This window comes from Asanoa iriomotensis (assembly GCF_016862515.1).
Taxonomy (GTDB): Bacteria; Actinomycetota; Actinomycetes; order Mycobacteriales; family Micromonosporaceae; genus Asanoa; species Asanoa iriomotensis.
Window position 1 is genome coordinate 17,942 of sequence record NZ_BONC01000079.1, and the last position, 15,573, is coordinate 33,514.

A 15,573-nucleotide genomic window follows, 5' to 3' on the forward strand; every position below is an offset into this window, starting at 1 on the left:
GGGGCCCCTCGCTAGCTCCGCTGGTCGTGCATCACGCGGACGACCCGGGTGATCAGGTCCCACGGGATCGGTTGGTTCCAGCGGAACTGCAAGGCGTCCTTGGCGCCGCGGTACGGCGCGACGGCGCGCTCGAAGTCGTCGTCGGCACGCGGGGCCGGGTAGAGCGAGATGAACTTCTTCCAGGCCGCGTAGTAGACCAGCACCGAGCCGTCGACCGTCACCGCGGGGATGCTGTAGCTGATCTTCTCGCCGGTGTTCGGCAGCGCCGCCAGCACCGTCCGGCGCATCTCGCGGGTGATCTCCTGCTGTTCGGCGGGCAGCGCGTCGATGTATTCCTCGACGCTCGCGAACTTCGGTGCCATGCCGACAGAATGCCGGATCCGCGCCGTCAGAACTCGTAGACCTGGCGATCCTCGACCGGGTGGTAGCCGATCTTCGTGTAGATCGAGTTGCTGGTCGGGTTGGCCAGGTCGGTGAAGAGCACGATCTCGTGCGGGCGCGCCGCCGTGCTGATCGCGGCCGTCACCGCGGACCCGTAGCCGCGCCCGCGGTGCTCCGGTGGGGTGTAGACCGGACCGACCCGCACGACACCGCCGGTCGGCCGCCGCATCCCAGCCAGGGCGACCGTGGCGCCGGCGTCCTCCCACAGGTGATAGGCGCCGTAGGCCAGGCCCGCGGAGACGGTCTCGTCGGCCGACGTCAGCGGCTCGTGAAGCTCCTTGCCGCACGCGACGAGCCACGCGACCAGCAGGTCACGATCGGACTCGCTCGCGACCCGCGCGCGGCCGGGGACATCCGGCAGGACCAGGTCACCGAGGCGGTAGAGGCGCGACCGGAGGCCGGGACGCGCCGTGGCGCCCGTGCGCCGGCACCAGGCGTCGGCGAACGCCCTGGCCACCTCGTCGGTCGAGTTGACGCCCGGCACGCCCGCCAGCGTGGCGGTCAACTCGACCGCCGCCGCCCGGGTCGCCGGGCCGCCGAGCAGCAACGGCCGCGGCGGGGTCCAGACGAACGCGCTGCCGTCGCTGTGCCAGCCGAAGACCGGCCGCTCACCGCCGACGGCACCGGGGCCGGCCTCGGCCACCTTGCCCGAGATCGTGAGCAGGAGCGTGTTCTCGACCGGGCGGGCGAGCAGGGCGGCGCCCGCCACGGCCCGGAACTCGTTGGCGTCCGACGTGGTCGACCACATTAGAGGAACGTTAGTCGGTCGTCTTCTTCGCCGCAGCCGCCTTTTTCGGTGCTGCCTTCTTGGCCGCGGTGGTGGTCTTCTTGGCGGCCGTCGCCTTCTTGGCCGCGGTCTTCTTCGCCGCGCCCGCCTTGGTCGCGGCCTTGGTCGCGGTCGACTTGGTCGCGGTCTTGGTGGCCGCCTTCTTCGCCGCCTTCTTGCGCGGCGCCGGACCCTTGGCCCGCTTCTCGGCCAGCATCTCCGAGGCCTGCTCGATGGAGAGCGACTCCGGCGTCTGGCCGCGCCGCAGCGACGCGTTGACCTCGCCGTCGGTGACGTACGGCCCGAACCGGCCGTCCTTGATCACCAGCGGCTTCTCGGTCAGCGGGTCGGGACCCATCTCCCGCAGCGGCGGGGCGGCGGCCCGGCGCTGCCGGGTCTTCGGCGCCGCGAGCAGCGCCTTGGCCTGCTCGAGGGTGACCGTGAAGAGCTGCTCCTCGGTCTCCAGCGAGCGGAACTCGTCGCCCTTCTTGACGTACGGGCCGTAGCGGCCGGACGCGGCCAGGATCTCGACACCGTCGTCGTCGGTGCCGACCACCCTCGGCAGGGCGAGCAGCCGCAGCGCCTCGTCGAGCGAGAGCGTCTCCGGGGAGTGTGAGCGGAACAGCGAGCTCTTGCGCTCGCCGCTTGCCACGTAGGGCCCGTAGCGGCCGGACTTGAGGACGATGTCCTCGCCGGTCTCCGGGTGGGTGCCCAGGTTGCGCTCGCCGCTGCCGCCGAGGAACAGCTCCTCGACCTTCTCCGGGGTGAGCTCGTCGGGCGCCAGGCCCTCCGGGATCGACGCCCGGTCCTCGTGGTCGGCGCCGTCACCGTTGCCGTTGGCGGCCGCGTGGTCGGCACCGCGCTGCAGGTAGGGCCCGTAGCGGCCGACCCGGACCACGACGTCACGGCCGTGGTCGTCGCGGAACAGCGGGATCGAGTTGACGCTGCGCGCGTCGATCTCGCTGAGGTTGTCGGTGACCAGCTTCTTGAGGCCGCCGGAAGCCGCGATCGTGCCGTCGGCGGAGACGTCGCTGCCGAAGTAGAACGAGGTCAGGAAGTCGTTGGCGGCCATGTCGCCGCCGGCGATCTCGTCGAGCTCGTTTTCCATGGCCGCGGTGAAGTTGTAGTCGACCAGCCGCGGGTAGTGGCCCTCCAGCAGCCCGACCACCGCGAACGCGAGGAACGACGGGATCAGGGCCTGGCCGCGCTTGTTGACGTATCCCCGGTCCTGGATCGTCGCCATGATCGACGCGTAGGTCGACGGCCGGCCGATGCCCAGCTCTTCGAGAGCCTTGACCAGCGAGGCCTCCGTGTAGCGGGCCGGCGGCTGGGTGCTGTGGCCCATCGCCTCGAGCTGCTCGGCGGTCAGCGGCTGGTCCTTGGTGAGGCTGGGCAGGCGCCGCTCGGCGTCCTCGGCCTCGGCGTGCTCGTCGTCGGACGACTCCACGTAGGCGCGCAGGAAGCCGGGGTCGGTGATGGTCTTGCCGGTCGCCGCGAAGTCGGCCTCTTCGCCGGTGCTCGAGACGGCCCGGATCCGCACCGAGATCGACATGCCGACCGCGTCGGTCATCTGGGAGGCGATCGTCCGCCGCCAGATCAGCTCGTAGAGCTTGAACTCCTCGGCGGACAGCTCGTTGGCCAGCTCGCCGGGCGTGCGGAAGGTGTCGCCCGAGGGACGGATCGCCTCGTGCGCCTCCTGGGCGTTCTTCACCTTGCCGGTGTAGCGGCGCGGCTCCGGCGGGACGCTGCGCTGGCCGTAGAGCTCGGCGATCTGCCGGCGGGCCGCCGCGATGGCGGTCTCCGACAGGTTGACCGAGTCCGTACGCATATAGGTGATGTAGCCGTTCTCGTAGAGCCGCTGCGCGGTGCGCATCGTCTGCTGCGAGGAGAAGCGCAGCTTGCGGGCCGCCTCCTGCTGGAGCGTCGAGGTGATGAACGGCGCGTAGGGCTTGCGCCGGTAGGGCTTCTCCTCGACGCGGGTGACAGTGAACGGCCGCCCGTCGAGGCGGGCGGCCAGCCCCCGAGCGCCGTCGGCGTCGAGATGGACGACCGCGGCTCCCGGCCTCACCCGGCCCGTCGTGGGCTCGAAGTCCTTGCCGGTGGCGACCCGGTCGCCGTCGAGCGCGACCAGGTTGGCGGTGAAGGTGCGGGGACCCTCCTTGGCGGCGGCCGCATCGACGGCAAGCAGCGCCTGGATGTCCCAGTAGTCGGCGGAGCGGAACGCCATCCGCTGGCGCTCGCGCTCGACCACGATGCGGGTCGCGACCGACTGGACCCGGCCGGCCGACAGTTTCGGCATGACCTTCTTCCAGAGGACCGGCGACACCTCGTAGCCGTAGAGCCGGTCGAGGATGCGCCGCGCCTCCTGCGCGTCGACCAGGTCGCGGTCGATGTCGCGCGGGTTGGCCACGGCGGCCTGGATCGCCTGCCGGGTGATCTCGTGGAAGACCATCCGCTTGACCGGCACCTTGGGCTTGAGCGTCTCCAGCAGGTGCCAGGCGATCGCCTCGCCCTCGCGGTCCTCATCGGTCGCGAGGAAGACCTCGTCGACCTCCTTGGCCAGCTTGGTCAGCTTGCTGATCTGCTGCTTGCGGTCGGCGGAGACCACGTAGAGCGCCGCGAACCCGTTGTCGACGTCGACGCCGAGGCGGGCCCAGGGCAGTTCCTTGTATTTGGCGGGCACGTCCGCGGCGTTGCGCGGGAGGTCACGGATGTGGCCCAGGCTGGCCTCCACCACGTAGCCCGGGCCGAGATAGCCCGAGATCGTCTTGGCCTTCGCCGGTGACTCGACGATGACAAGACGGGTGCTCCTGGCGTTGCTCGGCACTGCACTCCCTCACATGTTCGTGGATGTCCAAGGTAACGCGCGGTCCGGTGGCTAGGTCGCGATACGCAGCCGACCCATACCACGGCGCAGCGTCACCGTGGACGGCGACACCGTACACCCAGGTAGAAGGGTGACGCGTGCCACCGCACCGGAACCGGTGTCGATCGAACAGCTGAACAACGCGTTCACCCAGGCCAGCATTCCTGCGGAGCGGGTGCTGGACGATCTCCGACAAGTTCGGCGAGACGGGCCAGCCGGCGCCGGCCGGTCACCCGGTAGGCCGGCCCGCCGGCGCGCGGGCCGAGCAGCGCCGCGGGCAGGCCGACCGCGGCCAGCGCGGCACCGACCTGGTCCCATTGTCCCTCGTCGTTGGTGCCGAGTCGCAGGGCATAACCGGACTCATCCGGCGAACCGGCAGCGGCCGCCCAAAGGCGGAGCCTTCGCCCATCAAGGAAGAAATTCGGCGGCGGTCGCTTCACCGCGCCGCGCAGCCAGGCGACGCCGAGGGCCGCCAACGCGGTCGAATATGAGGTACGCACACCAAGGTGCCCCTCGACCTCGGTCGGCGACCAGGTCGGCGCCAACCCCCGCAGGGTGAGCTCCGCGGCCAGCACGTGCACCCGCCAGGCGGCGTCCACCACCACCGAGACCCGGGCCGTCCCGCCCATCCGCACCACCTGGCCCGGCCCCGCGAGCAGGCCCGCGAGGTCTCCCGGCGTGGGTTCGCGGGCCTCGACGCCGAACAGCGAGAGCTGCCGCGGCGTCAGCGACACTCCGGGACCTCGTCGAAGGCGCGCGCCAGCTCCGGTGAGTTGAGCTTGCTGGTGTCCAGCGCGCTGGCGTCGTACTCCTTGTTGAGGGTCTCGACCGTGGCGGCGACCCCGTCGTAGAAGGCGGGGCCGGTCTCCAGCCCCTCGATCTCCCGCTTGGCCTTCCCGTACGCGTCGCGCACCCCGGCCAGGGACCCGACGAATCCGCCGGCGACCGCCGCGCCCTGGTCGACGTCGGGCACTCCGGCCCGCTCGACCAGCGCCCGGGCGTCCTCACTGGCCTGCTCGGCGCCGCCCAGCAGCCGCACGAGGTTCTCCTTCGCCTGCGCGGGGGTGGTCTTCGCGGTCATCTGCTGCTCGGTGCCCGAGGCCAGGCTGTCGATCTGGTCCCGCCACGGGCTCAGCGCGTCGCACACGTCCGCCGCCCAGATCTGCGGCGCCGGCCGGTCGTGGCCGCACCCGGCGAGCGCCAGCATCAGCAACACGGCGGCCAGGACTGCGCGAGGGGTACGCATGGGCAGCAGCATAGAAGCAACGGCCCCCGGCCGACGCGCCTGCGTCAACCGGGGGCCGTACTCGTTGGGGCGTTTGATCAGACGTTCACGCGCTCCGCCTCGGACGACGATTCATCTTTTCCCGAATCGGCCTCCGACATGGCAACCGGCTTGCGCTTGCTGAACACCACGGCCGCCACGATCACCGCGACCGCGATCACCGCGATGCCGATCCGCAGGCCGGTGTTCGCGTCGTTGCCGACGCTGAACGTGATGACGGCCGGAGCGATCAGCAGCGCGACCAGGTTCATCACCTTGATCAGCGGGTTGATGGCCGGGCCGGCGGTGTCCTTGAACGGGTCGCCGACGGTGTCGCCGATGACGGTCGCCGAGTGCGCCTCGGAACCCTTGCCGCCGTAGTGACCGTCCTCGACCAGCTTCTTCGCGTTGTCCCAGGCGCCACCGGAGTTGGCCAGGAAGACCGCCATCAGCGTGCCCGCACCGATCGCACCGGCCAGGTAGGAGGCCAGCGCGCCGGCACCGAGGCCGAAGCCGACCGCGATCGGGGCGAGGATCGCCAGCAGACCCGGAGTGAGCAGCTCGCGCTGCGCGTCGCGGGTGCAGATGTCGACGACCTTGCCGTACTCGGGCCGCTGGGTGCGGTCCATGATGCCCGGGAACTCCCGGAACTGGCGACGCACCTCGACCACGACGGCGCCGGCGGACCGGGCCACCGCGTTGATCGCGAGACCGGAGAAGAGGAACACCACCGCGGCGCCGACGATCAGGCCGACCAGGTTCCGCGGGTTGCTGATGTTCAGCAGGTTGAGGATGTAGTTGTTGACGTCCGTGATGCCGGCGTCCGCGAGCGACGTGGCCACCGAGCTCGTGTACGAGCCGAACAGCGCGGTCGCGGCGAGGACGGCCGTAGCGATCGCGATGCCCTTGGTGATGGCCTTCGTGGTGTTGCCGACGGCGTCGAGCTCGGTGAGCGTCTTCGCGCCGGCCTCGTCGATGTCGCCGGACATCTCGGCGATGCCCTGCGCGTTGTCGGAGATCGGACCGAAGGTGTCCATCGCGACGATGACGCCGACCGTGGTCAGCAGGCCGATGCCGGCCAGCGCGACCGCGAACAGCGACAGGATCAGCGAGCCGCCACCGAGCAGGAACGCGCCGAACACACCGGCGCCGATCAGCAGCGCGGAGTAGACGGCCGACTCGAGGCCGACGCTGATGCCGGCCAGCACGACGGTGGCCGCGCCGGTCTGCGAGCTCTTGCCGATGTCCTGCACGGGACGCCGCTCGACCTCGGTGAAGTAGCCGGTCAGCGCCTGGATGGCGGCGGCCAGCACGATGCCGATGACGACCGCGCCGATGGCGACCCAGCGCGGGTCGCGGGTGATGCCGGCGACTTCCGCGGACACACCGTCGAACTCGGCGAACGACGGCTTCAGGTAGAACCAGGAGACCACCGAGACCGCGACCGCGGAGATCGCGGCGGAGATGTAGAACGCCCGGTTGATCGCCTGCAGGCCGTTGCGGTCGCTCGCGCGCAGTCGGGTGATGAACACGCCGATGATCGCGACGATCGCGCCGATGGCCGAGACGATCAGCGGGAACACCAGGCCGTCCTGGCCGAACGTGGCCCGGCCCAGGATCAGGGCGGCGACCAGCGTCACGGCGTACGACTCGAACAGGTCGGCGGCCATGCCGGCGCAGTCACCGACGTTGTCGCCCACGTTGTCGGCGATGGTCGCCGCGTTGCGCGGGTCGTCCTCCGGGATGCCCTGCTCGACCTTGCCGACCAGGTCGGCGCCGACGTCGGCGGCCTTGGTGAAGATGCCGCCGCCGACCCGCATGAACATCGCGAGCAGCGCGGCGCCGAAGCCGAAGCCTTCCAGCACGGTCGGCGCGTTGCCCTTGTAGAGCAGCACGACGACGGTCGCACCGACGAGGCCGAGGCCGACGGTGAGGAAGCCGACGACGCCACCGGTGCGGAACGCGATCTGCATCGCCTTCTCCCGGCCGCCCTCCGCCTCCCGTGCGGCGGCCGCGACGCGCAGGTTGGCGCGGGTCGCCAGCGCCATGCCGGCGCCGCCGATGAACGCGCTGAACGCCGCGCCGACGACGAAGAACGCCGAGCGGCCGATCTTGACCAGCGTCTCGTTGCCCTCGGCGCCGTGTACCGGCAGCACGTAGAGCAGGATCACGGCGATCACTACGAAGATCGCGAGCGTTCTGAACTGCCGGCGCAGGTAGGCGGAGGCGCCCTCCTGCACGGCGCCCGCGATCTCCTGCATGTTGGTGGTGCCCTTACCGGTCGCCAGAACCGCCCGACGGAGGGTGGCCGCGAAGCCAAGCGCCACGAGGGCGATGGCCAAGGCGACGATCACGTACGAAAAATTCGCACCAGTAAGGGACAGGCCACCGCTTTCGGCGGCCAAGGTCCCGGTCCCGGACATCTATGTCCTCCAATAACCGACCAACGCGCCCCGCCGGAGGACTAGCCCGGCCTGGACGTCTCCATGTGGAGAGCAACGACGCACCCGCCCCGCACGGATGCAGAGGTCAGGGCGCTAGCGATAACCCGCGTACTCTAGCCGCACACAGTGTTGACATTCACATCGGCGCGGGGTTGTCGCGCACAAAACGTGATCTCTGCTAGCGCGCGACCGGCCAGACCATGCGCACTTCGGTGCCGATGCCCTCGTCGACGGGACGCACCTGGAGATCTTCGACGAACCCCGCGAGCAGTGCGAATCCGACGCCAACGGACAGCGCCTCGTCGGTCAGCGACTTGTTGACCAGCTCGTCCGGCGGGAGCGCGGCGATGCCCAGGCCGGCCTCGATCGGCGCGCGGTCGATGACCCGGACGACGTAGCTGCCGCCGTCGGACATCTCGACGAGCACGAGGTCCGTGAGCCCGTACTGCCGGTGCAGCGCGACCGCCCGGGTGCAGGCCTCGCCGATCGCGAGCCGCACCTCGTCGAGGAGTTCCTCGGCCACGCCGGCGCGCCGGGCCACCGCGACACCGACCAGGCGCGCGGTCCGGACGTGCACCGGAGCCGGGGAGAACGAGAGACGAACCGTCGCCATCACGCGGCCGGACCGGCCTGTGTAGCGGCGTCGACGGTCGCGAACAGCGGGAAGACCTGGTCGAGCGCGGTGATCCGGAAGATCTTGAGCAGGGGTTCCTTGTCGCACACGAGGCTGAGCCCACCGCCGGCGGCACGTAGGCGCTTGAGCGCACCGACCAGCACGCCGAGCCCGGTGGAGTCGAGGAAGTCGACGCGGCCCAGGTCGACGACGATCTGCGTGGCACCGGCGTCGATCAACTCGATCAGGCGCTCACGGAGGCGGGGAGCCGTGTAGACGTCGACCTCGCCGCCGACCTCCAGCACTGTGTGCTCGCCCAGGGTCCGGGTCGATAGCGACAGCTCCATCGAACGCCTCCCGCGGTCGTGTTTCGTCCCTGCGATCTAACCATCGACACGCTGTGTACGCAGCGACGACCTGACCCGGCGTCGACTGATCAGTACATCAGTGCGAGAGTGCAGGCATGACCTTAGCGGTTGGGGGGCCGGCTGCCCTGCTTTCCGGCCTGCTCGACCGGCCGCCGGTCACGCACGTCGAAGAGGTCGCGCCGCGGGTCGGCGACCCCGTGCCGTGGCCGTCCTGGGTGCCCGCACCGGTCGTGTCCGCGTTCGCTGCGCGTGGTGTGTCGGAGCCGTGGCGGCATCAGGCCTCGGCGGCCTCCTTGGCGTTCGAGGGTCGGCACGTGGTGGTGGCGACCGGGACGGCTTCGGGGAAGTCGCTGGCCTACCAGGTGCCGGCCTTGTCCCGGCTGGTTCTCGATCCCCGGGCGACGGTGCTGTACCTCGCGCCGACCAAGGCGCTGGCCGCGGACCAGTTGCGGTCCGTCGCCAGTCTCGCTGTCGATGGTGTACGCCCTGCGTGTTACGACGGCGACACCCCGCGGGCGGAGCGGGAGTGGATCCGCCAGAACTCGCGTTTCGTCCTGACAAATCCCGATATGTTGCACCGAAGCATCCTGCCGGGGCATGCCGCGTGGGGCACTTTCCTGCGGCGGCTCGCGTTCGTGGTGGTCGACGAGTGCCACACCTACCGCGGGGTGTTCGGCTCGCACGTGGCCCATGTGCTGCGGCGGCTCCGGCGGGCGGCGGCGCGCTACGGGCGCACACCCGTGTTCGTGCTGGCATCCGCGACGGCGGGCGACCCTGAGACGGCGGCCGCGCGGTTGACGGGTTTGCGGGTCGAGCCGGTGACCGAGGACGCGTCGCCGCGCGGTGGGGTGACGTTCGCGCTGTGGGAGCCGCCGCTGGAGGGCGCGTCGGTGCGTCGGTCGGCGGTGCGGGAGACGGCGTCGCTGCTGACCGACGCGGTGGCGGCCGGGGTGCGGACGGTGGCGTTCGTGCGCTCGCGGCGGGGCGCGGAGACGGTCGCGACGGTGGCTCGGCGGTCCTTGTCGGAAATATCGCCCGCCTTGGGTGCGCGCGTGGCGGCGTACCGGGCGGGCTACCTGCGCGAAGAGCGGCGATCTTTGGAGGAAGGTCTGCTGTCGGGCTCGCTGCTGGGCTTGGCGTCCACCAACGCGCTGGAGCTCGGTGTCGACCTGGTGGGCCTCGACGCGGTGCTGATCTGCGGCTATCCCGGGACGCGGGCGTCGCTGTGGCAGCAGGCCGGGCGGGCCGGGCGGTCGGGCGAGGACGCGCTCGCGGTGCTGGTGGCGCGGGACGACCCGCTGGACACCTATCTGGTGCACCACCCGGAGGCGTTGTTCGGCCATCCGGTCGAGGCGACGGTGCTGGACCCGTCGAACCCGTACGTGCTGGGCCCCCAACTCTGTTGTGCGGCGGCCGAGGGCCCGCTGACGCAGGCCGACCTGTCGCTGTTCGGCCCGGCGGCGCTGCCGGTCCTGGAGGAGTTGGTCGCCGCTGGGCTGCTGCGGCGGCGGCCGTCGGGTTGGTACTGGCGCCCCTACAAGCGCCCGGAGATCGACCTGCGCGGGAGCGGCGGGCAGCAGATCTGCGTGGTCGAGTCGTCGACGGGCCGGCTGCTGGGCATGACCGACTCGGGCTCGTCGCACTTCATGCTCCACGACGGTGCTGTCTATCTCCATCAGGGCGCGTCGTACGTGGTCGACACCCTCGACCTTGAAGATGGTTGCGCGCTGGTCCACGCGGAGGAGCCGGACTACACCACGCACGCCCGCGACGTGACCACGCTGTCGGTGGCCGGTGTGGGCTCGTCGGTGCGTTCCGGGCCGGTGGAGATGCACCTGGGCGAGGTCGACGTGACCAGCCAGGTGGTGTCCTACCAGCGGCGCCGGCACGGGTCCGGCGAGGTCATCGACACGAGGCCGCTGGACCTGCCGGCGCGGGAACTGCGCACGGTGGCGGTCTGGTTCACGGTGTCGCCGGCGGCACTGGCGGCCTGCGGGGTGGCCGAGGCTGACGTCCCGGGGGCGCTGCACGCGGCGGAACACGCGGCGATCGGCCTGCTGCCCCTGGTGGCCACCTGCGACCGCTGGGACATCGGCGGCCTGTCGACGGCCTCGCATCCGGACACGGGGCTGCCGACCGTTTTCGTCTACGACGGCCACTCGGGCGGGGCGGGTTTCGCCGAACGCGCCTTCGCGGCGGCGTCGTCGTGGCTGCGGGCCACCCGTGACGTCATCGCGGAATGCGCGTGCGAGGCCGGCTGCCCGTCGTGCGTCCAGTCGCCGAAATGCGGCAACGGCAACAACCCTCTGGCCAAGGCCGAGGCGGTCAAGGTGCTGGACGTGGTCCTGACCAACCTGGCAGCGGCCCGCGAGGCCGCCGAGTCGGACATCCCGGACACGTCCGACGTTGCCGCCACCGGCCTGGCGGCACCCGCGGCGACCGCATCGGAGCCGAGCGAACCCGTCGTGAGCACAGCCGTCACCCCGGCGCCCGACGTTGCCGTACCCCTGATCGGATCGGTTGTCCCGGCGGTGGCCGGGCCTGTGGCTGAGGAGGCCGCATCATCCGGACCCGGGGCCGCCGGCGTGACGAGCGAGGCGGAATCGCCCGCGTCGCGCCCGCGGGCCGCCGCCAGAAAGCGGGTCCGGCCCAAGCTGGCGGGCGCCGACGGAGCTACGAACGTTGCTGACGGCGACGCGACGGCACCGCGAGTGCCGAGGTCGCGGGCGAAGCTCGCGGCCCATCCGGGCGCTTCCTCGACCGGCGTTGAGCCAGGGCCGTCCGAGCTCCCCGCTCCGCGGATCGCTTCGGCGGTGCCCGGGTCGGCGGACACCGCGGCCTGATGCCGGTTGCTCCGAGGGTTTCGGGGGGCCGGGTGGTCGGTGATGATGACGGGATGGCGGCGGCACCGATCGACTCGTCCGCGCTCGACGCCGCGCTGCGGCCGTTCGGTGAGTCGACCATGTTGCCGGCCGTCGCGTACGTCGGTGCTGATGTCTTTGCCTGGGAACGCCGGCAGCTGTTCGCGGGGTCGTGGGTTTCGGTCGGGCGGACGGCCGACCTGGCCCAGGGCGGCAACCAGCGCGCCGTGGACGTCGGCGACGTCGGCGTGCTGGTGACGATCGCCGATGGCGTGCCGCGGGCGTTCGCCAACGTCTGCCGGCATCGCGGGCACGAGTTGCTCACGGCGGGCGAGGCCGCCGACCGGCCGGCGGTGTTGTGTCCCTATCACGGCTGGTCCTACGGGCTGGACGGCCGCGTGCGGACCGCGCCCCGGATGGGCCCCGACTTCGACGGCTCGGGTTACGGGCTCGTCGAGCTGCCGGCCGTCGACTGGCACGGCTGGCTGTTCGTCAACGCGAGCGGCACCGCGCGCCCGTTCGCCTCGCATGTGGGTGCGCTCGGTTCGCACGTGGCGCCCTACCGGCCGGAGACGTTGGTCAGCAAGGCACGGCACGAGTACGAGGTGGCCGCGAACTGGAAGATCATCGCGGAGAACTACCACGAGTGCTATCACTGCCCGCTGATCCACCCGGAGCTGTGCGCGGTCTCGCCGCCCAACTCCGGCAGCAACTGGCGCGAGCCCGGTGCCTGGGTCGGCGGCTCGATGGACCTCCGCGACCACGCGGAGACGATGTCGCTGGACGGCCGCTCACACGGGGTCGCGCTGGACGGTGTCGATCCGCGCCTGGTCCGGTACCTCGGGCTGTTCCCCAACATGCTCATCTCGCTGCATCCCGACTACGTGATGACCCACCTCCTCGAACCCCTGTCACCGCACCGCACGCGCGTGACCTGCGAGTGGCTGTTCCGCGCGGAGGTGACCGATCCCGGGTACGCCGTGGAGTTCTGGGACCTGACCAACCGCCAGGACTGGGCGGCGTGCGAGTCAGTCCAACGTGGTGTGTCGTCGCCGCACTTCCGGCCGGGCCCGCTGGCACCCAACGAGAACGCGGTCTACGACTGGGTGACGCTGATCGCCCGTGCGTATCGTGACCCGGCCGCCTCGCTTTCCACTTAGGACTCAGCCGATCGCGCGGAGTGGCCGTCGGCGCAGCCGATCCATCGCCTGCTCGGTGGTGTCGTCGGCAGGCAGCAGCACGACGAGCACCTGCCCGTCGGTGGCCGGCAGCTCGAGCGTCTCGCGGTGCCAACACAGCGCGTACCCGCTCGCCTGGTTGATCCGCAACGGCACCCGCGGCGGCGGCAGGTGGCGGTTGAGCCGCCGGGTGAACTCCTCGCCGGCGAGCGGCGCCAACTCGGCCGTGAACCACTCGGAGATCTCTATCGACGGCCCGAACCAGAGGTCGAAGGCCCGCTCGTCGGCTAGCTGCCCCCAATCGGGAAAGATCTCGCGGGCCCGCGGGTCGGTGAACACGTAGCGGGTCAGGTTCGGCGCATCGGCCTCCAGCAGACCGCTGCCGCGCATCACCAACTCGAAGCCGGTGGTGAAGGCGAGCACGTCGCCGAGCCGGTTGGCGACGTAAGCGACACCGGGATCGACGAGTTGAAGCGTCGCCAGCACGGTCGGGCGGACGTCGCGATCCAGCGGCTCGGGCCGCGGCCGCCCCACACAGGTGCCACCACCCGTGATCTTGGCCAGGTAGCGCAGATGTTGCCGCTCCCCCGCGTCGAGGCTCAGGGCGTCGGCAAGAGCGTTGAGCACCGACTGGGAGGGATTGCGGTCGCGCCCCTGCTCGATACGGGTGAGGTATTCGACGCTGACCCCGGCCCGCGCGGCCAGATCCGACCGCCGAAGCCCCGGCGAACGCCGGCGCCCACGATCGGGTATCCCGAACGACTCGGGTTGGATGCTGTCGCGCTTGGCACGGACGAAGTCGCCGAGTGGCGTACCCATGCCTGAAGTTTAGGTGCGCTGCCACCGCATCCGAAGGCCACAGCGTGGCCCTGTGGGGGCCAGCCTGCGCCCGGTCTGGCTGCTCTGCCCGCGGTCGCAGAACGTGGACCCCATGAGTGAGAAGCGCACGTTGGCCATCATCGTCGGAAGCGTCCGGGAGGGCCGGTTCGGCCCGGTCGTCGCATCGTGGATCGCCGAGCAGGCCCACAGACATGGCGGTTTCGAAGTCGAGGTCGTAGACCTCGCGGACGTCGAGATCCCCCTCTCGATGCCGGCGGCCTCCCCGAAGTTCACGGGCGACGCCTACCCGCGCCCGGCCGCGATGGCCCCGCTGACCGCCCGTCTGACGAGGGCGGAGGCGTTCATCCTGGTCACACCGGAGTACAACCACAGCTACCCGGCCTCCTTGAAGGCGGCGATCGACTGGCACTTCACCCAATGGGCGGCAAAGCCAGTGGCTTTCGTGAGCTACGGCGGCCCAGCCGGCGGCCGACACGCCGTGCTCCACCTGGAAAACGTCCTAACCGAACTACACGCAGTCACCATCCGCGACGGCCTGGCCTTCCCGAACTATTTCGTCGGCTGGGAGGACGGCCGCCCACTGGACCCGGACGCGGCTGGCTACGCCAAGGTCCTACTGGACCAACTCGCCTGGTGGGCGGCCGCTCTCACCACAGCCCGCGAGGCCACCCCCTACCCGGCCTGACGCGTGCACCCGAGGTGGCCCCCAAGCGGGCCGCATGCCCGCTCATGCGCACTCCGCAGCTGCTGAGCGCAGAGGTCGGGACCCCAGGACCCTCGGGCGCCGGCCTCGCAAGGGGGGCACGGCGCCTAGCGGGCTCGCGCACATCGCCCTCCTACGCGGGCCTGCAATGGGCGCGGCCGCTGCAGGGCGGGAGGGCGATCTTGCGTCGGTCCGCAAGCGCGCCGCCGCACGTCCCGGCAGCGGTGCACGATGCGCGCGGGCCCGCGAGCCTGCGCTGCCTTGGGCACGCACGGAGCGCGATGCGCGCGGGCCCGCGCTGCCCCGGGCACGCACGGAGCGCGCGATGCGCGCGGGCCCGCGAGCCTGCGCCGCCCCGGGCACGCACGAAGCGCGCGATGCGCGCGGGCCCGCGAGCTTGCGCCGCCCCGGGCACGCACGGAGCGCGATGCGCGCGGGCCCTCAAGCCGGCCGCCGCCCGGCGCCTACACGGGAGCGCGAGGGCCCGCGCCGCGGCCCCCTGGAGGGGCATGGGAAGGGCGATAGGCGCAGGAACCCAAGCGCCGAGCTGCCGCCGGGCTCGCGGAGGGCAACGTGCGCGGGCCAGCGCACAGGCGCTGCCCCACCGGACCCCGCGTCGGAAGGCAATGCGCGCAGGCCCGTGAGGACCCGCGCCGCCGCCTGGCCCGCACGGGAACGATGCGCAGATCCGCAAGAACGCGGCGCCGCCCAGGCCCGCACATGAGGGAGACAGGCGCGGCCCGCGGGCCGCACGATCAAGGCGGTGCGGGCACTGGGCCGGCGCGGGCGCGAGCCGTTGCTATTCGGACCGTTCCCCGGGGTGGTAGGCGCACCGATACCTCGACCGTCACGACGACGTCGAAGCCGTGCACCGTGCAGGCGCTGACGCGGGCGCCGTTGGCAGCGGCGATTTCGCCTGCACGGGCGCACGCCGTGGCCGGGCCCTCGATGGCCCGCGCGGCGCCGGCCAGGGCACCCAGGTCGGCCGCGGTCTGGGCCTGGTGGCGGCCGATGGCCGCCACCCCGACCGCCGCGCACGCCATGCCGAGCAGCACGAACGAAAGGCCAACGGCTAGCGCCCACACGGTCGCCGCTCCACGGTCCGCGCTGAGGACGCGCTCGCCCGCCTCGGAAGGGCCAAAGCCTTGGCGCGGTGCCACGTCGAGCCGAGCCCCGGACGAGCGCGCCCGCAGCACGGCGAGCAGCGCCGTAGACCAGCGCCTCCGCAG

At 71.5% G+C, this 15,573-nt stretch carries 12 protein-coding genes and 1 pseudogene; 3 read left to right on the top strand and 10 right to left on the bottom strand.

The features are described from left to right. Positions 1-11: 11 nt before the first annotated feature. The 8 genes from Air01nite_RS35045 to Air01nite_RS35080 all read right to left on the bottom strand — a co-directional run bounded on the left by Air01nite_RS35045 (position 12) and on the right by Air01nite_RS35080 (position 8,741). Entirely contained in the window at positions 12-362 is a 351-nt protein-coding gene (locus tag Air01nite_RS35045; protein WP_203707678.1) for an iron chaperone, read from the bottom strand. 26 nt (positions 363-388) lie between these two features. Then, entirely contained in the window at positions 389-1,189 is an 801-nt protein-coding gene (locus Air01nite_RS35050) for a GNAT family N-acetyltransferase (RefSeq protein ID WP_203707679.1), read from the bottom strand. Positions 1,190-1,199: 10 nt separating this feature from the next. Continuing rightward, complete coding sequence (topA, locus tag Air01nite_RS35055; protein ID WP_203707680.1) at positions 1,200-4,034, bottom strand: type I DNA topoisomerase; 2,835 nt, start codon at positions 4,032-4,034, stop codon at positions 1,200-1,202. Between the two features lie 185 nt (positions 4,035-4,219). After that, on the bottom strand, positions 4,220-4,807 hold the full coding sequence (locus Air01nite_RS35060; RefSeq protein WP_203707681.1) for a hypothetical protein: 588 nt from the start codon (positions 4,805-4,807) through the stop codon (positions 4,220-4,222). Beyond that, the gene (locus Air01nite_RS35065; protein ID WP_203707682.1) at positions 4,798-5,319 is read right to left on the bottom strand and encodes a hypothetical protein; all 522 of its coding nucleotides are present in this window, start codon (positions 5,317-5,319) and stop codon (positions 4,798-4,800) included. The genes Air01nite_RS35060 and Air01nite_RS35065 overlap by 10 nt, the downstream gene beginning before the upstream one ends. A gap of 77 nt (positions 5,320-5,396) precedes the next feature. Beyond that, entirely contained in the window at positions 5,397-7,760 is a 2,364-nt protein-coding gene (locus Air01nite_RS35070; RefSeq protein ID WP_203707683.1) for a sodium-translocating pyrophosphatase, read from the bottom strand. A gap of 199 nt (positions 7,761-7,959) precedes the next feature. After that, positions 7,960-8,397 carry an ATP-binding protein gene (locus Air01nite_RS35075; protein ID WP_203707684.1) on the bottom strand — a complete coding sequence of 146 codons (438 nt, stop codon included), beginning with the start codon at positions 8,395-8,397 and terminating at the stop codon, positions 7,960-7,962. Continuing rightward, positions 8,394-8,741, bottom strand: coding sequence for an STAS domain-containing protein (locus Air01nite_RS35080; protein ID WP_203707685.1), 348 nt, complete (start codon positions 8,739-8,741; stop codon positions 8,394-8,396). Before Air01nite_RS35080 ends, Air01nite_RS35075 begins: the two co-directional genes overlap by 4 nt. Positions 8,742-8,857: 116 nt before the next feature. Here Air01nite_RS35080 and sftH point away from each other — a divergent pair. Together sftH and Air01nite_RS35090 are read left to right on the top strand one after the other, a co-directional pair. Continuing rightward, a pseudogene (sftH, locus tag Air01nite_RS35085) lies at positions 8,858-11,119 on the top strand (DNA 3'-5' helicase SftH); the annotation flags it as partial. Between the two features lie 539 nt (positions 11,120-11,658). Then, entirely contained in the window at positions 11,659-12,783 is a 1,125-nt protein-coding gene (locus Air01nite_RS35090) for an aromatic ring-hydroxylating oxygenase subunit alpha (RefSeq protein ID WP_203707687.1), read from the top strand. A gap of 3 nt (positions 12,784-12,786) precedes the next feature. Here Air01nite_RS35090 and Air01nite_RS35095 read toward each other — a convergent pair whose 3' ends face one another. Then, a complete protein-coding gene (locus tag Air01nite_RS35095; RefSeq protein ID WP_203707688.1) occupies positions 12,787-13,620 on the bottom strand; it encodes a helix-turn-helix domain-containing protein in 834 nt (277 codons plus the stop codon). Between the two features lie 112 nt (positions 13,621-13,732). Between Air01nite_RS35095 and Air01nite_RS35100 the strand changes: the two genes are divergently transcribed. After that, positions 13,733-14,326, top strand: coding sequence for an NADPH-dependent FMN reductase (locus tag Air01nite_RS35100; RefSeq protein WP_203707689.1), 594 nt, complete (start codon positions 13,733-13,735; stop codon positions 14,324-14,326). Positions 14,327-15,099: 773 nt separating this feature from the next. On the opposite strand, the gene Air01nite_RS35105 is transcribed toward Air01nite_RS35100, so the two are convergent. Beyond that, positions 15,100-15,504, bottom strand: a complete 405-nt coding sequence (locus tag Air01nite_RS35105) for an Rv3654c family TadE-like protein (RefSeq protein WP_203707691.1) — start codon at positions 15,502-15,504, stop codon at positions 15,100-15,102. Between the last annotated feature and the right edge of the window lie 69 nt (positions 15,505-15,573).